At 66.4% G+C, this 18,506-nt stretch carries 15 protein-coding genes; 8 read left to right on the forward strand and 7 right to left on the reverse strand.

Annotation, left to right across the window (positions count from 1 at the left end; translation table 11 throughout):
- Positions 1-24 precede the first annotated feature (24 nt).
- The 4 genes from A7D27_RS14480 to A7D27_RS14495 all read left to right on the forward strand — a co-directional run bounded on the left by A7D27_RS14480 (position 25) and on the right by A7D27_RS14495 (position 4,227).
- Positions 25-1,173 (forward strand): pyridoxal phosphate-dependent aminotransferase, encoded by a 1,149-nt coding sequence (locus tag A7D27_RS14480; RefSeq protein ID WP_069565293.1) that lies wholly within the window; start codon positions 25-27, stop codon positions 1,171-1,173.
- Positions 1,161-1,955, forward strand: coding sequence for an amidohydrolase (locus A7D27_RS14485; protein ID WP_069565294.1), 795 nt, complete (start codon positions 1,161-1,163; stop codon positions 1,953-1,955). Before A7D27_RS14480 ends, A7D27_RS14485 begins: the two co-directional genes overlap by 13 nt.
- 30 nt (positions 1,956-1,985) lie before the next feature.
- Positions 1,986-2,351, forward strand: a complete 366-nt coding sequence (locus A7D27_RS14490; RefSeq protein ID WP_044405973.1) for a helix-turn-helix domain-containing protein — start codon at positions 1,986-1,988, stop codon at positions 2,349-2,351.
- 154 nt (positions 2,352-2,505) lie between these two features.
- Positions 2,506-4,227 carry a GEVED domain-containing protein gene (locus A7D27_RS14495; protein ID WP_069565295.1) on the forward strand — a complete coding sequence of 574 codons (1,722 nt, stop codon included), beginning with the start codon at positions 2,506-2,508 and terminating at the stop codon, positions 4,225-4,227.
- 66 nt (positions 4,228-4,293) lie between these two features.
- On the opposite strand, the gene leuA is transcribed toward A7D27_RS14495, so the two are convergent.
- From leuA to A7D27_RS14530, 7 genes are all read right to left on the reverse strand, one after another.
- Positions 4,294-5,964 (reverse strand): 2-isopropylmalate synthase, encoded by a 1,671-nt coding sequence (leuA, locus tag A7D27_RS14500; protein ID WP_069559316.1) that lies wholly within the window; start codon positions 5,962-5,964, stop codon positions 4,294-4,296.
- Between the two features lie 282 nt (positions 5,965-6,246).
- Positions 6,247-7,917, reverse strand: a complete 1,671-nt coding sequence (locus tag A7D27_RS14505) for a flagellinolysin (RefSeq protein ID WP_083265639.1) — start codon at positions 7,915-7,917, stop codon at positions 6,247-6,249.
- Between the two features lie 87 nt (positions 7,918-8,004).
- Entirely contained in the window at positions 8,005-9,240 is a 1,236-nt protein-coding gene (locus tag A7D27_RS14510) for a mechanosensitive ion channel family protein (RefSeq protein WP_069565297.1), read from the reverse strand.
- A 129-nt stretch (positions 9,241-9,369) separates the two neighbouring features.
- Entirely contained in the window at positions 9,370-10,191 is an 822-nt protein-coding gene (locus tag A7D27_RS14515) for a peptidoglycan DD-metalloendopeptidase family protein (protein ID WP_069565298.1), read from the reverse strand.
- A gap of 3 nt (positions 10,192-10,194) precedes the next feature.
- Entirely contained in the window at positions 10,195-11,574 is a 1,380-nt protein-coding gene (gene xseA / locus A7D27_RS14520) for an exodeoxyribonuclease VII large subunit (RefSeq protein ID WP_069565299.1), read from the reverse strand.
- 47 nt (positions 11,575-11,621) lie between these two features.
- Positions 11,622-12,173 carry a sugar ABC transporter ATPase gene (locus A7D27_RS14525; protein WP_069559311.1) on the reverse strand — a complete coding sequence of 184 codons (552 nt, stop codon included), beginning with the start codon at positions 12,171-12,173 and terminating at the stop codon, positions 11,622-11,624.
- 51 nt (positions 12,174-12,224) lie between these two features.
- Positions 12,225-13,139 (reverse strand): LysR family transcriptional regulator, encoded by a 915-nt coding sequence (locus A7D27_RS14530; protein ID WP_069565300.1) that lies wholly within the window; start codon positions 13,137-13,139, stop codon positions 12,225-12,227.
- A gap of 100 nt (positions 13,140-13,239) precedes the next feature.
- On the opposite strand from A7D27_RS14530, the gene A7D27_RS14535 reads away from it, so the two are divergent.
- The 4 genes from A7D27_RS14535 (at position 13,240) to A7D27_RS14550 (ending at position 18,465) form a co-directional block, all read left to right on the forward strand.
- Positions 13,240-14,016, forward strand: coding sequence for a sulfite exporter TauE/SafE family protein (locus A7D27_RS14535; protein ID WP_069565301.1), 777 nt, complete (start codon positions 13,240-13,242; stop codon positions 14,014-14,016).
- A 94-nt stretch (positions 14,017-14,110) separates the two neighbouring features.
- The gene (gene guaB / locus A7D27_RS14540; RefSeq protein WP_069559308.1) at positions 14,111-15,580 is read left to right on the forward strand and encodes an IMP dehydrogenase; all 1,470 of its coding nucleotides are present in this window, start codon (positions 14,111-14,113) and stop codon (positions 15,578-15,580) included.
- A gap of 98 nt (positions 15,581-15,678) precedes the next feature.
- The gene (gene guaA, locus A7D27_RS14545; RefSeq protein WP_069559307.1) at positions 15,679-17,259 is read left to right on the forward strand and encodes a glutamine-hydrolyzing GMP synthase; all 1,581 of its coding nucleotides are present in this window, start codon (positions 15,679-15,681) and stop codon (positions 17,257-17,259) included.
- Positions 17,260-17,445: 186 nt separating this feature from the next.
- The gene (locus A7D27_RS14550) at positions 17,446-18,465 is read left to right on the forward strand and encodes an iron ABC transporter substrate-binding protein (RefSeq protein ID WP_069559306.1); all 1,020 of its coding nucleotides are present in this window, start codon (positions 17,446-17,448) and stop codon (positions 18,463-18,465) included.
- The last annotated feature ends 41 nt before the right edge of the window (positions 18,466-18,506 follow it).

Consider the following 18,506-nt stretch of genomic DNA (forward strand, 5'->3'; position numbering starts at 1 on the left):
CCAGTCGCCAACAGCCGGATTGCAATGATCACCAGCAAGCTGCCCAACGTCGGCACCACCATCTTCACCCGCATGTCGCAACTGGCCGCCGAAGTCGGCGCCATCAACCTGTCCCAGGGCTTTCCCGATTTTGCCGCGCCCGCCGCGCTGTGCGATGCCGTAGGCCGGCACATCGCCCAGGGCCACAACCAGTACGCACCGATGACCGGGCTGCCGGCGCTGCGTGAGCAGGTCGCCGCCAAGGTAGCGACCTTCTACGGCCGCACGGTCAGCGCCGACAGCGAAGTGACCATCACCCCCGGCGCCACCGAGGCCATCTTCTGCGCCATCCAGGCAGTGGTCCGCGCCGGTGACGAGGTCATCGTCCTCGACCCCTGCTACGACAGCTACGAGCCCTCGGTGGAACTGGCAGGTGGGCGCTGCGTGCATGTGCCACTGGCTCTGCCGGGTTTCGCCATCGACTGGCAGCGGATGAAGGATGCGCTCAGCCCCCGCACCCGCATGATCATCCTCAACAGCCCGCACAACCCCAGCGGCGCGCTGATCTCCCGTGCCGAACTGGACCAGTTGGCGGCGCTGATCCGCGATCGTGACATCTACCTGGTGTCCGATGAGGTCTACGAACACCTGGTGTTCGACGGCGCCCAGCACGTCAGCGTGCTAGCCCATGACGAGCTCTATGCCCGCGCCTTCGTGGTCAGCTCCTTCGGCAAGACCTACCACGTCACCGGCTGGAAGACCGGCTACGTGGTGGCGCCCCCGGTACTTTCCGCCGAGCTGCGCAAGGTCCACCAGTACGTCAACTTCTGCGGTGTCACCCCGCTGCAGTGGGCGCTGGCCGACTTCATGGCCGCTCACCCCGAGCACCTGGCCGAGCTGCCCCGCTTCTACCAGGCCAAGCGCGACCTCTTCTGCGACCTGCTGGCCGACTCGCGCTTCCGCTTCACCCGCGCCGCCGGCACCTATTTCCAGCTGGTTGACTACAGCGGCATCCGCCCCGACCTGGACGATGTCGCCATGTCCGAGTGGCTCACCCGCGAGCACGGCGTGGCCGCCATTCCCGTCTCGGTGTTCTACCAGCGCGCCCCGGCCGACCTGCGGCTGGTGCGTTTCTGTTTCGCCAAACGTGAGGAGACGCTGCGCCAGGCAGCGGAAAAACTATGCGCGATCTGAGCCTTCTGCCCGACCTGAAGCTGGCCCTGGTTCAGACCACCCTGGCCTGGCACGACCGCGACGCCAACCTGAACCGGTTCGAAGCCCTGCTGGATTCTGCGCAAGGCGCTGACCTGGTGATCCTGCCGGAGATGTTCACCACCGGCTTCTCCATGGACTCCGAAGCACTCGCCGAACCTGAACAGGGCCCCACCCATGCCTGGCTCAAGATCCAGTCCGCCCGGTTGGGTGCCGTGATCACCGGTAGCGTGATCATCCGTGCCGCCGACGGCAGCCACCGCAACCGCTTGCTCTGGGCCCGCCCGGACGGCGAGGTGTTGCACTACGACAAGCGCCACCTGTTCCGCATGGCCGGCGAGCATAAGCACTACAGCCCGGGGGAGGCCCAGGCGCTGTTCGAACTCAAGGGCTGGCGGGTACGTCCGCTGATCTGCTACGACCTGCGCTTCCCGGTCTGGAGCCGTGACCCGCACGACACCGACCTGCTGCTGTACACCGCCAACTGGCCTGCTGCTCGCCGTCATCACTGGAACCGTCTGATCCCCGCCCGTGCCATCGAGAACCTCTGCTACGTCGCCGCCGTCAACCGTGTAGGCAGCGACGGAAAAGGCCACCCCTACAGCGGCGACAGCCAGGTGCTCGATTTCCAGGGGGAGCCCTTGCTGAATGCCGAGGACAGCGATGGCGTTTTCCGCACGACCCTGACGGCCGCCGCACTGGCCGCCTACCGCGAGCGCTTCCCGGCTTACCTCGACGCCGACGGCTTCCAGCTTGCGCCCTGAGCGCCAAGCGACGACGGAAGAGGATCAAGCATGAGCGAACAGAAGCCGCTCCCTGCCTCCGGGCCCCGGCTGGTGCTGGGGGACCGGGTGTTCAACACACCGGTGGAGGTCACCCTGGCGGTGGTCGGGGGCAAGTGGAAAGCGCTGCTGGTCTACCACCTGATGGGGCAGACCCGGCGCTTTTCCGAACTCAAACGCCTGGTACCGGACATCACCGAGAAGATGCTCGCCCAGCAACTGCGAGAGCTGGAGCGCGACGGCGTGGTCACCCGCACCGTGTACGCCGAAGTGCCGCCGCGGGTGGAGTACAGCCTCACCGAGCACGGCCTCAGCCTGCGCCCGGTGCTCGATGCAATGTGCGCCTGGGGCAAGTGCCACTGGCAGCAACAGGGCTGAATCGGCGTGATGGCAATTTGCTAATAATTCCCGGAAAGCCACTGCCTTAGCCCTTACCATGGCTGACGCAGGGATGCGTCGATGACAGGTCACAGGGTGTGCCTGGTGTAGTGTTGCCGCTCCCTGCCCAACATGAACGCAAGGAGCGAATTCAATGCACAAGACACTCATGGCGCTGGGCACCTGCCTGGCGATGGGCCCGGTGATGGCAGCCACCTACTGCGACAGCCGGGGCAACAGCAGCAGCGAGTGGGTGGCTGGGGTCAGCGTCAATGGCGCGGCCCGGGTCTCCGGCAATGATGGTGGCTACCTGGATGCCACCGGCAAACCACCCTTCCAACTCACCGGCAAAGGCGACCGCCTGGAACTGCGTCCCGGCTTCCGAGGCTCCCAGTACAACGAGAACTGGGGCGCCTGGATCGACTTCAACCAGAACGGCACCTTCGAGGCCAGCGAGAAGGTCCTGGCCGCCCAGGGCAGCGCGGTTGTATCTGCCCCCATCGCTATTCCTTCCGGCGCCACCGGTACCACGCGCATGCGCGTGCAGATGCGCTGGGGGTCTGCGGCCCAGCCCTGCGGCAGCATCGGCTACGGTGAGACCGAGGACTACACCGTCAAGCTGCCGGATGGCTCGGCACCCTCCACGTTCCCCTACACCCTTACTCTGGAGCCCGGCTTTTGGGTGACCCGTAGCGGTGAGCTTGGAGACAAGCTGGGCCTGATTGTGGAGATGAATGGCGAGCGCGTTCTCGACCGCAATGCTGCTGGCAATCTCCGTGATCGGTACTGGCGCAACCTCGCTGGCAATCGCTACCGAATCTGGCTCGAAGCCAACAGCGGTGATGGTTACAAGACCGTGTCCAATACCGTCAGCTACCAGCCTGGTGTAACCGATCGCGTGGCACTGACCCGCGATGCCAGCCAGGGCAGCATCAGCCCCTCGGCGGCCTTCCAGGGCAACTGGGTGATCGCTCGCCAGGGGGCCGAGGTGGTGCGCCAGCCGGCCCAGGCAGGCGTGCCGCTGCAGTTCGCCTTCACCTATGGTGAGCGCTACCAGGTCTGGGCCGAGGCCAACGTGAATGGCAAGGACGAGGCGATCTCCGTCCCGCTGGTCTTCCGCGAGGGGTTCCCGTCGCCCTACATCGACCTGGAGGTGGAGGCGGACTTCCAGCTCCGCCACAACGGCCCGAGCGGCAAGCCGCTGAGCTGGGTCATCCGCGAGAACGGCGTCGAAGTACTGCGCCAGCCCACCGGCGGTGCGTCCGAACTGCGCTACCCCTTCCAGAAGGGGCGCCAGTACAAGGTCTGGATCGAACAGACCGTTGGGAGCGAATCGGTGCAGGTCTCCGATGCCGAGTACTTCTCACCGGGGCTCACCGATCTCTTCCAACTGACCATTGGCGCTAACAATCAGGTGACTCGCAGCGGCAGCCTCAACGATCCCCTGACCTGGGTAATCGAAGAGGACGGCAATACCGTGCTGCAGCGCAATGCAGCCAACGAACTGACCTTCACCTACTCACCCTTCTATCCCACCAAGCGCTACCGCGTCTGGCTGACCCGCTTCGAGAACGGCTACTACCAGCGCGTATCCAACGTCGTGCACTATGGTCGGGCCGCGGCACCGGTCGAGGACTACCTGCCGCTCTACCAGTTGTCGGTGGACGGCAGCCAGAACCTGACCCGAACCCAGGGCACGCACAACATGCTGACCTGGGTGATCGAACAGGATGGCCAGATCGTACTGGAGCGCGGTGCAGAGAACGGGCTGAGCTACCGCTACTTCGCCTACACCCCGGGCAAGCGCTACCGCACCTGGCTGAAGGCGTTCATTGACGGCCGCTACCAGCGGGTATCGCCGGTGGTCAGCTACTGAGTTCACTGTCTCCCTGAAACGAAGAACCCCGCCAATCGGCGGGGTTCTTTTTCAGCGCGGCTGCACTCAGGCCGCTTCAGCCTCGGCCTGGCTCAGGGCGCGGTTGAGGGCGCTGAACAGGGCGCGGAAGCTGGCGGTGGTCAGGTTCTCGTCGATGCCGATGCCATGCAGGGCGCGACCGCCGTTCACCCGCAGCTCGATATAGGCAGCGGCCTTGGCGTTCGTGCCTGCCCCGATGGCGTGTTCGGAGTAGTCCATCACTTCCACCTTCACTGGCAGGCTGGCCACCAGCGCTTCCAGCGGGCCCTTGCCCATGCCGCGCAGGTGTTGGGTCTCGCCCTTGACCTGGACCTCGATGTCCACCGCGCTGGTGCCGTTCTCTTCCTGCAGGCGATGGCCTTTCAGGGTGTAGGGCGTGGTGGCCTGCAGGTACTCGGCGTCGAGCAGCTTGTGGATCTGCTCGGCGGTCATTTCCAGGCCGAGGCGGTCGGTTTCCTTCTGCACCACCTGGCTGAATTCGATCTGCATACGGCGCGGCAGGCTGATGCCGTATTCCTGTTCCAGCAGGAAGGTGATGCCGCCCTTGCCGGACTGGCTGTTGACGCGGATGACCGCCTCGTAGCTGCGGCCGATGTCGGCCGGGTCGATCGGCAGGTAGGGCACCTCCCAGATGCCGTCTTCCTTCTGCTGGGCGAAGCCCTTGCGGATGGCGTCCTGGTGGGAGCCGGAGAAGGCGGTGTGCACCAGGTCGCCCACGTAGGGGTGGCGCGGGTGGACCGGCAGTTGGTTGCACTCTTCCACCACCTTGCGCACGGCATCGATGTCGGAGAAGTCCAGCTTCGGGTGCAGGCCCTGGGTGTACATGTTCAGCGCCAGGGTCACCAGGTCGACGTTGCCGGTGCGTTCGCCGTTGCCGAACAGGCAGCCTTCCACGCGGTCGGCGCCAGCCATCAGGCCAAGCTCGGTGGCGGCCACGCCGGTGCCACGGTCGTTATGGGTGTGCAGGCTGATGATCACCGAGTCGCGGCGGCTGATGTGGCGACCGAACCACTCGATCTGGTCGGCGTACACGTTCGGCGTAGCGCATTCCACCGTGGCTGGCAGGTTGAGGATGATCTTCTTCTCGGGGGTGGGCTGCCAGACGTTGATCACGGCGTCGCAGACTTCGACGGCGAACTCCAGCTCGGTGGAGCTGAAGATTTCCGGCGAGTACTGGAAGGTCCAGTCGGTTTCCGGCTGCTTCGCGGCCAGGTCGCGGATCAGGGTGGCGGCCTTGACGGCGATGTCGACCACACCGGCCCTGTCCTGGTTGAAGACGATGCGGCGGAAGGACGGCGCTGTGGCGTTGTAGACGTGGACGATGGCCTTCTTCGCGCCCTTGAGGGATTCGAAGGTGCGGGTGATCAGGTCCTCGCGGGCCTGGGTCAGCACCTGGATGGTCACGTCATCGGGGATATGGCCGCCGTCGATCAGTTCGCGGACGAAGTTGAAGTCGGTGTCGGAGGCGGAGGGGAAGGCCACCTCGATCTCCTTCAGGCCCACCTGCACCAGGGTCTTGAAGAAGCGCATCTTCTTCTGCGCATCCATCGGCTCGATCAGCGACTGGTTGCCGTCGCGCAGGTCGGAGCTGCACCAGATCGGCACTTCGGTGATGGTCTTCGACGGCCAGGTGCGGTCCGGCAGGTTGATGGCGGGGAACGGGCGGTACTTGCTGGACGGGTCTTTGAGCATGCTCATGGCGAAGTCCTTGTGTCGGGCCTGGTCGTTGCGGGGCCCTGGGCGAATGAAAAGCCGGGATGAGGCGACGCTGTTCAGCTACGCAGTCGCGGGCTGACCAGGCGGAGGCAGGCATGCTGCCGGAGGAGGATGAGGGTGTGAGCGTTTTGCATGCGGACAACCCTATTGATTCGGGTTGTGGATGGCAAGTCTTGCGGGAAAATTGGTGGAAAGCGTCTTTAATAGGGTTTTTTAGGGTTTTTTATGCTGATGTAGAAGGCGTTGCGCGAGAGGAATTGCGCGTCAACGCAACAAGCTCAGGACCGACTGCGGTATCTGGTTGGCCTGCACCAGCACGCTCTGCGCCGCCTGGCGCAGGATCTGCTGGGAGGCAAGGGTGGCGGTTTCGTTGGCGTAGTCGGCGTCGAGGATGCGCGAGCGGCTGGCACTGACGTTCTCGCCGATGTTCTGCAGGTTGGAGATGGTGGCGTCCAGGCGGTTCTGGATGGCGCCCATGTAGGCACGCTGGCTGTCGACGTAGGCCAGCGCATCGTCGATGTCCATCACCGCCAGGCCGGGTGTCTTGATCAGGTCGATGTTGTTCAGGGCCATGGCGCCGACGTTGAACGCGTCCAGCCCCACGTCGATGGTTTCAAAGGCCTTGGCGCCCACCTGCAGGGAAACCTGGGTCCCGCCGCCGGTGGCGTTGGGTTCGAACAGCTTGGGTGGGATGAGCTTGAAGCCGATGGAGCCTGGCACGCCAACGCCTCGGTTGGGCAGCACGTTCTCGGCGGTCAGCACGTCGCCGCCGTCGGCATCGAAGCCGCCGATGGCGCCGGTGTCAGCGTTGGTCAGGTTCATGGCGGCGATGAAGGCCGCGCCATCGGTGTTGAATTTCGTGGTGAAGTCCGCCGTGCTGGCGAAGGCCCCGCGGCTGGCGTTGGCCAGGGCGTCGTCCAGCGTGGAGTTGGCGTTGCCGGCCAGGTACTGCATCACGTCGCGGATGCCCAGCCCGCCGGCGGCCTTGATCTCGGCGTGCATGTAGCGCACGGCAGCGTAGGAGGCCGAATAGCCGGCACTGCTGGCGATGCTGCCGAAGGCGCCCATCACCCCGCCGATGCCGCTGGCGGCGATGTCGGCGGCCAGGCGCTCGTCGGCGCCCTGGGCGGCTTCCGCCGTGCCTTCCTTGAACCAGTCGGGCAGGGCGTTGAAGTTCATGGTCCGCCCCATCACCGCGTGCACCATCTCGTGGGCCAGCACCCGGTCGGTGTACTGGCCGGGGTTGGTGCCGCCGTTGGGCAGGGTAGAGCTGTCGAAGTAGGCCAGGTTCACGTTCAGCACCTGGTCGTAGTACTTGCCGCCCGCGCCGGGCGTGCCGGCGACAGAAGCCAGCGCGTTGCTCGACGGGTCATTGGTGAGGGTGATGGTCAGCGGGGCGCCGTCCGCCTTCAGTCCGTAGGCATCCAGCACGCGCTTCTCGCCTTCACCGATCCAGAACCCCTGCAGTGAGTTGAGCACGGCGCGTTCGTCGAGCTTGCCCAGTCGGGAGCTGTTGTCCTGGTTGAACACCTGGCGACCGCCGAAGGTGGTGGTCTCGTTGACCCGGTTGATCTCCTGCAGGAGTTGTTGCGCCTCCTGGTTCAGCGCGGCGCGCTCGGTGGCGGTGTTGGAGCCGTTCATCGCCTGCAGCCCGAGCGTACGGATGCGCTGCAGCGCGCCGGTCACGCTTTGCAGCGCGCCTTCGCCCACCTGCAGCATGGACAGGCCGTCATTGGCGTTACGCACGGCAATACCGAGGCCGCGCACCTGGGACGTAAGGGCATTGGAAATCTGCAGGCCAGCCGCATCGTCCTTGGCGCTGTTGATGCGCTGGCCGGTGGAGAGGCGCTGCATGGCCCTTTCGAGCGTCCTGTTGGTGTCGCCCAGTTGCCGTTGCGTGAACGATGAGGCGGTGTTGGTGTTGACCGTCAGCATCAGTCGATCGCTCGGACCCTGAGGCCGGGAAATTCCGGCTCGTCAGGGTCGTCGGCGGTCGTGCTGGCTTCTTGACGGCGGTCCGTCTCAGGCCGACGAATGATGTGGATGCGGGCGCTGCAGCTCGCGCAGGTCCGCGCCGCTGGGGTGCTGGAAGACCCGCAGGCCGAACTCCGGGAGAATCGCCAGGAGGTGGTCGAAGATGTCCGACTGGATCGCCTCGTAGCGGGCCCAGGCGGTGGTGCTGGTGAAGCAGTACAGCTCCAGCGGCAGGCCGTCGGCGGTTGGCGCCATCTGCCGCACCAGCAGGGTCATGTCCTGGCGGATGTCCGGGTGGTGGCGCAGGTACTGCTCCACGTAGGCGCGGAAGGTGCCGATGTTGGTCAACTGACGGCTGTTCACCGGCAGGCGTACCGATTCATCCAGTTGGGCGTTCCAGCTCAGCAGCTCGCTTTCCTTGGCCTTGAGGTAGCTGTCCAGCAGGCGGAAGCGGCGCAGGCTCGTCTGCTCGTCGGCGCTGAGGAAGTGCACGCTGTTCTGGTCCAGGTAAAGGCTGCGCTTGATCCGCCGTCCGCCGGACTCCTGCATGCCCCGCCAGTTCTTGAACGAGTCGGTGATGAAGCGCTTGGTGGGGATGGTGGTGATGGTCTTGTCCCAGTTCTGCACCTTCACCGTGTGCAGGGCGATGTCGATCACGTCGCCGTCGGCGTTCAGCTGGGGCATCTCCACCCAGTCGCCGACACGGATGATGTCGTTGGAGGTGATCTGCACGCTGGCCACCAGGGACAGCAGGGTGTCCTGGAAGATGAGCATCAGCACTGCGGCCATGGCGCCGAGGCCGGACAGCAGGATCAGCGGCGAGCGGTCGATCAGGCTGGCCACCATGAGAATCGCGGCGATGGCGAACACGGCGATCTTCAGCACCTGCAGGTAGCCCTTGATGGGCCGCAGGTGCGCGTCGGGGCGGCGGTTGTAGAGGCTGTTGACGATGTCCAGCAGGGCACTGATCGCCAGGGCCAGGGTGAGGATGATGAACGCTGCGCAGACATTGGTGACCACCGTCACCAGCGCAGCGGGCAGGCCGGGCACCAGCTTCACCCCGGCGGTCAGCACCAGCGCAGGGACCACGTTGGCCAGGCGCTTGATCAGCCCCTGGTCCTGGATCTGCCCGCCGACGAGGCGCAGCAGGCCCTTGAGGAGGATGCGCCGGACGATCCAGTTGGACAGCCAGGCCAGCAGGAGGAGGACGGAGGAGGCGACGAGTGTGTGCAGTTCCGGGTGCTGTCGCAGCCACTCCAGGGAATGGTTGAACGTGTCTTGCATGGGCTGCTCCCTTCAGGGTTCCGATGGGTGGGGGTCTGCCCCAAAACCGCCGGACCTTAACAAAACGCAGCCCGGCGGCCCAAGCTCGGGGTGTAAGCGCAGGTGTCGCTGTGCCCTGGGCCGATACGCTCAGGGCGTGTAGGCACCGATGAAGATGGCGGGGTCGACCCGCACGTCATTGAGGCTGACGTTCCAGTGCATGTGCGGCCCGGTGGCCCGGCCGGTGGCACCGACACGGCCGACCACGCCGCCGCGCGGCACTGGCTGGCCGAGCTTCACGTCCACCTTGGACAGGTGGCAGAACATGCTGATCAGCCCCTGGCCGTGATCGACGAAGACGGTCTTGCCGTTGAAGAAGTAGTCACCGATGAGGATGACTTTGCCGGCTGCGGGGGCCTTGATCGGCGTGCCGGCACCCACTGCGAAGTCCAGGCCGGAGTGTGGGTTGCGCTCCTCGCCGTTGAAGAAGCGGCGCAGGCCGAAGGGGCTGGAGAGCGGGCCGTTCACCGGCTTGTCGAACAGCAGGTTGCTCGGCGTGCCGGGGCTGAAGGTGCGGTAGGCGCGGGTCTGTTCCGCCAACTCGCGGTCGATGCGCTTCAGGTCCTCGGGCAGCGGGTTCACCTGGCGGGTGTTCTTCAGGGTGATGCGCTGTTCCCGGTAGTGGCGGGTGCCGACCGTGAAGGCCAGGCGGCGACCGTCGCTCACCTCGATGCGCTGTTCGCCAGCGGCGGTGCCCAGCGGGATGCCGACGATGGCGATCCAGTCGCGCCCTTCTTCCTTGACCACCAGCACCGGCTTGCCCTGGTAGCGCGCCGTGGGCGCCTGGGCGCCCTGGCCGAGCTGGACCACGGCGACACCGCCGGGCACCGGCTTGTCCAGAAGGCGGGTGATGAAGCCCTCGGCCTGAGCGGGGAGGGCGACGAGGAGAAGCAGGGCGAGCAACAGGCGCATCGATCAGTCCAGCAGTGAGAGGGTGACGGGGGCCAGGTGGTTGTCCTCGACCCGTACCTCGAGTTCACCTTCGCCGAGGCGCGCCTTGAGGCGTTGGCCGGGTTGGGTCTGGCTGGCGCTGCGGATGGCCTGGCCGCGTTCGTCGAGGAGGATGCTGTAGCCGCGGCCGAGGGTGGCCAGGGGGCTGAAGGCGTGCAACGTCTGCACCTGGCTCTGCAGTTCAAGGCGACGGGTACCGAGGGTTTCGCGCATGGCCCGGGGCAGTCGTGCGGCCAGGGCGTCGAGGCGCTGGCGCAGCAGGCCGAGGGCACGCCCCGGGTGCTGGGCCGCCAGGCGCGTCTCCAGGCGGGCCAGGCGCTCGCGGCGCTGGCTCAATTGACGGTCGAGGGCGCGTTGCAGGCGCATCTCCAGGTCATCCAGGCGCTGGGCCTGCTGGCGCAGCCGCTCGCCCGGGTGGCGCAGGCGCCGGGTCAGTCCGTCCAGGCGCAGGTGCTGGTGGGCGATCAACTGGCGAATGCGCAGTTGCAGGCGGCGCTCCAGGCTCTCCAGACGCTGGCGCAGGCCGCTGGAGTCCGGTGCCAGCAGTTCGGCGGCGGCGGAGGGCGTCGGTGCGCGAACGTCGGCGACGAAGTCGCTGATGGAGACATCCGTCTCGTGGCCCACGGCGCTGACGATGGGCGTCTTGCAGGCCGCCACGGCGCGGGCCACGGCCTCTTCGTTGAAGCACCAGAGGTCTTCGAGGGAACCGCCGCCCCGGGCCAGTATCAGCGCATCGAAGCCCTGGGCATCCGCCAGGGCCAGGGCACGGACGATCTGCGCGGTGGCCTCGCGGCCCTGCACGGCGGTGGGCACCAGGGTCAGGCTGACCTGGGGCGCACGGCGGCGGAACACGCTGATGATGTCGCGGATCACCGCGCCGGTGGGGGAGGTGACGATGCCCACGCGCTGAGGGTGGGCCGGCAGCGGGCGCTTGCGCTCGGTGGCGAACAGGCCCTCGCCGGCGAGCTTCTCCTTGAGCGCTTCGAAAGCCAGGCGCAAGGCGCCGTCACCGGCGGGCTCCACGGCGTCGGCGATCATCTGGTAGTCGCCGCGGCCTTCGAACAGCGAGACCTTGCCCCGCACTTTCACCGCCAGCCCGTCACGCAGGGCCTGGCGCACCTTGAGGGCGTTCTGCCGGAACAGTGCACAGCGCACCTGGGCCTGGCTGTCCTTGAGGGTGAAATAGAGGTGGCCAGATGCGGGCCGGGCGAGGTTGGAGATCTCGCCTTCCACCCAGACCTGGGGGAACACGTCCTCCAGCAGGTGGCGGGCGCGCTGGTTCAGTTGGCTGACGGTCAGCACCTCGCGGTCGAGGCCCAGCCGTTGGAAGGGGTCCTTGTACATGGCGCGGGATGATACGGGCGTGTGGGGGCGGCGCCAATGCGCTCGCGTCAGTCTTCGACGCGCACCACGCGCACGGGGAAACCCAGGCGGTCGGCGAAGCCGTCGAGGAAGGCGCGGGTGAAACCGGCCTCCACCCAGTGGTTGAAGATGAAGGCCAGGTTGGAGAAGCCGCAGGGCTGCAGGTAGAGGAAGCCGTTGATGTCGTCCTCGAAGCCGCATTCGGGGCAGGTGAAGTTGTCCGTCTCGCCCGGCCACCAGGCTTCCAGGCTGTCGAACAGCGGCTCGCCGATCTCCCGGCGGCATTCCGGGCAGCCGGCCTCGTTGAGGAAGCCGCGCACCGGGGTGTAGATGCAGCGCTTGTCGACGATCTCCAGGCCGCAGCCCGGCTGGCCGATGGGCAGGCGCTCGGGGTGTTCCACTACGCGGCGGGCACCGGCAGCAGGGGCGTGCAGTGCGCGGTTGCCGCCCCGGCCGAAGGCGCTCGGGACCGCCTCGACCACGCCGCTCTGCACCAGCCAGCGCAGCAGGCGCCCGGCCAGGACCTGGTGGCCGGGCACGCTGGAGACCTGGGGAACGATGATCAGCTGACGGGTTTCCATGGCCGGCTCCGGTGGACGAGGGCGCGCAGCTTACCTGCCCCGCCGGCCTCGTCAATCGGCGGTGGTCGGGTCGCTGGTGAGGTGCTGGCAGAGGTGCTCCACCAGGCCCCGGTCCAGGGCGCGGGTCTCGCTGCGCCAGGCCAGGGCGACCTCGCTGTCGGCCTCTCGATCGGCCAGTGGCAGGAAGCGCACGCCGGCAGGGGCGATGCGGCTCATGGAGGCCGCCACCAGGGCCACGCCAAGGCCGGCTTCGATCAGGTGCAACTGGCTGGTCTTGCGTGACACCACCCGCGCGGCATGGGGAAAGAAGCCTTCCCGCAGGCACAGCTCAGCGGCGCGGTAGCTCAGCCCGCCCCGTTGCAGGTGGGGGATGGAGACGAAGGCTTCTTCACGCAGGTCGGCCAGGTGTACCGGCCCGTCGCGTCGCGCCAGTGGATGATCGCCGGCGACCGCCAGCAGCAGGGGCTCGCGGTACAGCGGTCGTAGTGTCAGCCCGGGGTGCTGGCGCAGGACCGGCAGGCGCAGCAGGCAGGCGTCCAGGCGCCCTTCGCGCAGGTCCGCCAGTTGCTGTTCGGAGGATTGCTGGATGAGTTCGAGGCTGACGCCGGGGTGCGCTTCCAGGTAGTTGCGCAGCGCCGCCTGCAGCGGGGCAACCAGCGGTACGGAGCTGGAGTGGCCCAGGCGCAGGCTGCCGTGCTGCCCCTGGCCGACCTGGCGGGCGAGGTCGCTGGCGGCTTCCAGGTCCAGCAGCAGGCGTTGTGCCCGTGGCAGGAAGGCTTGGCCGGCTTCGGTCAGCGTCACCTGGCGCGGGCCGCGTATCAGCAGCTCGGTGCCCAGGTCGTCCTCCAGTTCCCGCAGTTGGCGGCTCAGGGCTGATTGGGCGATGAACAGCCGCTCCGCCGCGTGGCTGAGGCTACCGGCGTCGACGATTTCCACGAAGTAGCGCAGTTGGCGAAGGGAGACCATCGATCCATGCCTTTTCGAGATAGAGAGAGGGCTTGGATTGTATTGGTGAGATGGCAGGCGTGCTCGCTAGAGTCCACCTGTTTTTCGGAGGGAGTCGTTCATGCATCTGTTCGAGCTGTTGGGGGCGCTGCCGTTCACGCCGCTGGAGTGGCTGCTGCTGGAGGGTGTCATCGCGCTGGCCTATGTGGTCTTCGGCATCGCCGGGTTCGGCACGGCGCTGGTGGCCGCGCCCTTGCTGGTGGGGTGGCTGCCGCTGTCCCAGGTGATCCCGTTGCTGGTGCTGCTGGATTTCACCGCCTCGTTCGGCAACTGGCTGCCGGCGCGTCGGTCGGTGTCGGGTAGCGAATTGCGCCGGCTGCTGCCCTTGATGGCGTTGGGTTGCGGGGTAGGGGTCTATGGCCTGGCGACCTTGCGCTCGGAGCTGTTGATGTTGCTGCTGGGGGTGTTCGTCTGCCTCTATGCCGTGTATTCGCTGTTCTTCCAGCCGGTGCGCCGTGCGCCGATGGCGGTGGGCTGGGTGGTGCCCTTCGGGCTGTTCGGCGGTTTGTTCGGGGCCTTGTTCGGCAGTGGCGGCTTCCTCTATTCCCTCTACCTGAGCGGACGGCTGGAGGCGAAGGAGCAGATCCGCGCCACCCAGAGCGCACTGATCGGGTGCAGCACCTTCGTCCGCCTCGGGTTGTTCCTGCTGGCGGGCTTCTATGCCGATGCCTCGTTGCTGCTGATCGCCCTGTGCCTGCTGCCGGGGATGGCCGCCGGGTTGTGGGTGGGGCGGCGGGTGACGTTGCGCCTGTCGCGGGAGACGTTCGTCCGGCTGGTGACCTGGCTGGTGCTGTGCAGTGGCGTGGCGCTGGTGGCGCGTTATCTGACGCAGGCATGAGACCTGTCGTCGGTGTGTGATGGCCAATTGAGCGCCCGTGCGCAGCTGGGATATAATGCCGCGCTTCCAATTTTCCCGCCTGGGAGCCCCCGCCATGCTGCGCATCAGCCAAGAAGCCCTTACCTTCGACGACGTACTCCTGATCCCGGGGTATTCCGAGGTCCTGCCGAAGGACGTCAGTCTCAAGACCCGACTGACCCGTGGCATCGAACTGAACATTCCCCTGGTATCCGCCGCGATGGATACCGTGACCGAAGCCCGGTTGGCCATCGCCATGGCTCAGGAAGGCGGCATCGGCATCGTCCACAAGAACATGACCATCGAGCAGCAGGCTGCCGAGGTCCGCAAGGTCAAGCGTCACGAGACCGCCATCGTCCGTGACCCGGTCACCGTCACCCCCTCCACCAAGATCATCGAGCTGCTGCAGATCGCCCGCGAGTGCGGCTTCTCCGGCTTCCCGGTGGTGGAAGAGGGCGAACTGGTCGGCATCGTCACCGGCCGCGACCTGCGCTTCAAACCGAACGCCGGCGACACCGTGGCGGCGATCATGACCCACAAGGACAAGCTGGTCACCGTTTGTGAAGGCACCCCGCTGGACGACATCAAGGCCAAGCTCTACGAGAACCGCATCGAGAAGATGCTGGTGGTGGACGAGAACTTCTACCTGCGTGGCCTGGTCACCTTCCGTGACATCGAGAAGGCCAAGACCTACCCGCTGGCCTCCAAGGACGAGCAGGGCCGCCTGCGCGTCGGCGCAGCGGTCGGCACCGGTGCCGATACCGGCGAGCGCGTCGCAGCCCTGGTTGCCGCAGGCGTCGACGTGGTGGTGGTGGACACCGCTCACGGCCACTCCAAGGGCGTGATCGACCGCGTTCGCTGGGTCAAGGAAACCTACCCGCAAGTCCAGGTGATCGGCGGCAACATCGCCACCGGCGAAGCTGCCAAGGCCCTGGCCGAGGCCGGCGCCGATGCGGTCAAGGTCGGCATCGGCCCGGGCTCCATCTGCACCACCCGTATCGTCGCCGGCGTCGGCGTACCGCAGATCTCCGCCATCGCCAACGTTGCCGCCGCTCTCGCCGGCACCGGCGTTCCGCTGATCGCCGACGGCGGCATCCGCTTCTCCGGCGACCTGTCCAAGGCCATCGTGGCCGGCGCGTCCTGCGTGATGATGGGCTCCATGTTCGCCGGTACCGAAGAGGCGCCGGGCGAGGTCGAACTGTTCCAGGGCCGTTCCTACAAGGCCTACCGTGGCATGGGTTCGCTGGGCGCCATGGCGCAGTCCCAGGGCTCGTCCGACCGCTACTTCCAGGACTCCGCCGCCGGTGCCGAGAAGCTGGTGCCGGAAGGCATCGAAGGCCGCGTACCTTACAAGGGCAGCCTGACTGCCATCGTCCACCAGCTGATGGGCGGCCTGCGCGCCTCCATGGGCTACACCGGCTGCGCCACCGTCGAAGAGATGCGCACCAAGCCGCAGTTCGTGCGTATCACCGGTGCCGGCATGGCCGAGTCCCACGTGCATGACGTGCAGATCACCAAGGAAGCGCCGAACTACCGGGTCGGCTAACTGACACTTCACTGGAGCTGGAGGCTGGGGGCTGGACGGACAGGGTTTCGTCCAGCCTTCAGCCTTCAGCGTTTCAGCCACTTTCCCAGGGGAAGCACATGGCTCATCAAGACATCCACGCTCACCGCATCCTGATCCTCGACTTCGGTTCCCAGTACACCCAACTGATCGCCCGCCGCGTTCGCGAGATCGGCGTGTACTGCGAAATCCACCCGTTCGACATGGAAAACGATGCCATCCGCGCCTTCGCGCCCAAGGGCATCATCCTCGCCGGCGGCCCGGAGTCGGTGCATGAGGCCAACAGCCCGCGCGCCCCGCAGGCGGTGTTCGACCTCAACGTTCCGCTGTTCGGCATCTGCTACGGCATGCAGACCATGGCCGAGCAGCTCGGCGGCAAGGTTCAGGGTTCCGACCTGCGCGAATTCGGCTACGCCCGTGTCGACGTGGTCGGCAAGGCACGCCTGCTGGACGGCATCGAAGATCACGTCGACGCTGACGGCGTGTTGGGCCTGGACGTGTGGATGAGCCACGGCGACAAGGTCACCGCCATGCCCGAGGGCTTCCACATCCTCGCCAGCACCCCGAGCTGCCCGATCGCCGCCATGGCCGATGACAGCCGCGCCTACTACGGCGTGCAGTTCCACCCGGAAGTGACCCACACCAAGCAGGGCGGGCGCATCCTTTCCCGCTTCGTGCTGGACATCTGCGGCTGCGCCGCGTTGTGGACCCCGTCGAACATCGTCGAAGACGCCATCGCCACCGTTCGTGCCCAGGTGGGCAGCAACAAGGTGTTGCTGGGCCTGTCCGGCGGCGTCGACTCCTCGGTAGTCGCAGCGCTGCTGCACAAGGCCATCGGCGACCAACTGACCTGCGTCTTCGTCGATAACGGCCTGCTGCGCCTGCACGAAGGTGACCAGGTGATGGCCATGTTCGCCGAGAACATGGGCGTGAAGGTCATCCGCGCCAATGCCGAGGACAAGTTCCTGGGCCGCCTGGCCGGCGTTGCCGACCCGGAAGAGAAGCGCAAGATCATCGGCCGCACCTTCATCGAAGTCTTCGATGAGGAAGCCACCAAGCTGCAGGACGTGAAGTTCCTCGCCCAGGGCACCATCTACCCGGACGTGATCGAGTCGGCTGGCGCCAAGACCGGCAAGGCCCACGTGATCAAGTCCCACCACAACGTCGGTGGCCTGCCGGAAGACATGCAGTTTGAACTGGTCGAGCCGCTGCGCGAGCTGTTCAAGGACGAGGTACGCAAGATCGGCCTCGAACTGGGCCTGCCCTATGACATGGTCTACCGCCACCCGTTCCCGGGCCCGGGCCTGGGCGTGCGCATCCTCGGCGAGGTGAAGAAGGAGTACGCCGACCTGCTGCGTCGCGCGGACCACATCTTCATCGAGGAACTGCGCGCCTTCGACTGGTACCACAAGACCAGCCAGGCCTTCGTGGTGTTCCAGCCGGTGAAATCCGTGGGCGTGGTCGGTGACGGCCGTCGCTACGCCTGGGTCGTCGCCCTGCGCGCCGTGGAAACCATCGACTTCATGACCGCACGCTGGGCGCACCTGCCCTACGAGCTGCTGGAAAAGGTCTCCAACCGCATCATCAACGAGATCGAAGGCATCTCCCGCGTCACCTACGACGTGTCGAGCAAGCCGCCGGCGACCATCGAGTGGGAGTGATCCAGCGCCCCTGATCGCTGGATGAACGAAGGCGCGGACCGCTCATGCGATCCGCGCCTTTTTCGTGTGGCGGCCCTGCGACCGTCCCTCGCCTGATGCCTTGTGTCGCAGACATTTCTTGAGAATGAGCAGCAGTTGATCCGTATAATCATTACAGATCATTGCTGAGTTCAGAGGAGTGGTTACATGTCGGTACGTCTCGCAACTGCGTTGGTCCGCGCCTGTGGCGCCGGCCTGCTGTCCCTCGGCCTCCTGCTGCCGCTGGCGGCCCGCGCCGATGACGCAGTGACCCTGACCCTCTACAACGGGCAGCACGAAGCCACCGGCAAGGCCGTGGCCGAGGCCTTCACCAAGGCCACCGGCATCCAGGTGCGCATCCGCAAGGGCGGTGGTGGCCAGTTGGCCAACCAGATCGCCGAGGAAGGCGAACGCTCGCCCGCCGACATCATCTACACCGAGGAAGCACCGCCGCTGATCAAGCTGGCCAACCAGGGCCTGCTGGCCAAGGTGGACGACGCGCTGCTCAAGCAGGTCGAGCCGCAGTACGCCGACCCCGCCGGCCACTGGATCGGCGTCACCTCCCGGGTCCGCGTGCTGGCCTACAACCCGAAGGAGCTGGGCGACCAACCCCTGCCGCAGAGCGTGCTCGACGTCGCCGATCCGGAGTGGAGCGGCAAGATCGCCTTCGTGCCCAGCAGCGGTGAGTTCCTCGGCCAGGTGGCCGCGATCATCAAGCTGCAGGGCCGCGAGAAGGCCGAGGAGTGGCTGACCGGCCTGAAGGCCTTCGGCTCCACCTACACCAACAACGTCATCGCCATGAAGGCGGTGGAGAACGGCGAGGTCGCCGCCGCCCTGATCAACAGCTACTACTGGATGGCGCTGAAGAAGGAGAAGGGTGAGCTGAACAGCAAGCTGCACTACTTCGCCGATGGTGATGCCGGTGGCCTGGCCAGCGTTTCCGGCGTGGCCGTGGTGAAGGCCAGCAAGCACCCGAAGGAGGCCCAGCAGTTCGTCGCCTTCATGCTCAGCGAAGAAGGCCAGAAGGCCATCCTCAGCCAGTCGGCCGAATACCCGGTGAACCCGAAGGTGCCGGCTGATCCGCTGCTCAAGCCCTATGACCAACTGCGCCCGCCGAAACTCAGCGCCTCCGACATCGGCCTGGCCGAGGACGCCCTGGAACTCGAACGCGAGGTCGGGCTGAACTGATGCACGCCGAAGCCGTCGACCCGGCGCTGCCGGACACACCC

Source organism: Pseudomonas sp. 1D4 (assembly GCF_001728925.1).
Taxonomy (GTDB): domain Bacteria; phylum Pseudomonadota; class Gammaproteobacteria; order Pseudomonadales; family Pseudomonadaceae; genus Metapseudomonas; species Metapseudomonas otitidis.

Excerpts from the sequence above, each read along its gene's own strand:
- A7D27_RS14505 (WP_083265639.1), bottom strand. The coding sequence starts at position 7,917 with ATGCTGACGGTCAACACCAACACCGCCTCATCGTTCACGCAACGGCAA.
- A7D27_RS14525 (WP_069559311.1), bottom strand. The coding sequence starts at position 12,173 with ATGGAAACCCGTCAGCTGATCATCGTTCCCCAGGTCTCCAGCGTGCCC.
- xseA (WP_069565299.1), bottom strand. The coding sequence starts at position 11,574 with ATGTACAAGGACCCCTTCCAACGGCTGGGCCTCGACCGCGAGGTGCTG.
- leuA (WP_069559316.1), bottom strand. The coding sequence starts at position 5,964 with ATGAGCATGCTCAAAGACCCGTCCAGCAAGTACCGCCCGTTCCCCGCC.
- guaA (WP_069559307.1), top strand. The coding sequence starts at position 15,679 with ATGGCTCATCAAGACATCCACGCTCACCGCATCCTGATCCTCGACTTC.
- A7D27_RS14515 (WP_069565298.1), bottom strand. The coding sequence starts at position 10,191 with ATGCGCCTGTTGCTCGCCCTGCTTCTCCTCGTCGCCCTCCCCGCTCAG.
- A7D27_RS14495 (WP_069565295.1), top strand. The coding sequence starts at position 2,506 with ATGCACAAGACACTCATGGCGCTGGGCACCTGCCTGGCGATGGGCCCG.
- guaB (WP_069559308.1), top strand. The coding sequence starts at position 14,111 with ATGCTGCGCATCAGCCAAGAAGCCCTTACCTTCGACGACGTACTCCTG.
- A7D27_RS14490 (WP_044405973.1), top strand. The coding sequence starts at position 1,986 with ATGAGCGAACAGAAGCCGCTCCCTGCCTCCGGGCCCCGGCTGGTGCTG.
- A7D27_RS14530 (WP_069565300.1), bottom strand. The coding sequence starts at position 13,139 with ATGGTCTCCCTTCGCCAACTGCGCTACTTCGTGGAAATCGTCGACGCC.
- A7D27_RS14485 (WP_069565294.1), top strand. The coding sequence starts at position 1,161 with ATGCGCGATCTGAGCCTTCTGCCCGACCTGAAGCTGGCCCTGGTTCAG.
- A7D27_RS14510 (WP_069565297.1), bottom strand. The coding sequence starts at position 9,240 with ATGCAAGACACGTTCAACCATTCCCTGGAGTGGCTGCGACAGCACCCG.
- A7D27_RS14535 (WP_069565301.1), top strand. The coding sequence starts at position 13,240 with ATGCATCTGTTCGAGCTGTTGGGGGCGCTGCCGTTCACGCCGCTGGAG.
- A7D27_RS14480 (WP_069565293.1), top strand. The coding sequence starts at position 25 with ATGATCACCAGCAAGCTGCCCAACGTCGGCACCACCATCTTCACCCGC.
- A7D27_RS14550 (WP_069559306.1), top strand. The coding sequence starts at position 17,446 with ATGTCGGTACGTCTCGCAACTGCGTTGGTCCGCGCCTGTGGCGCCGGC.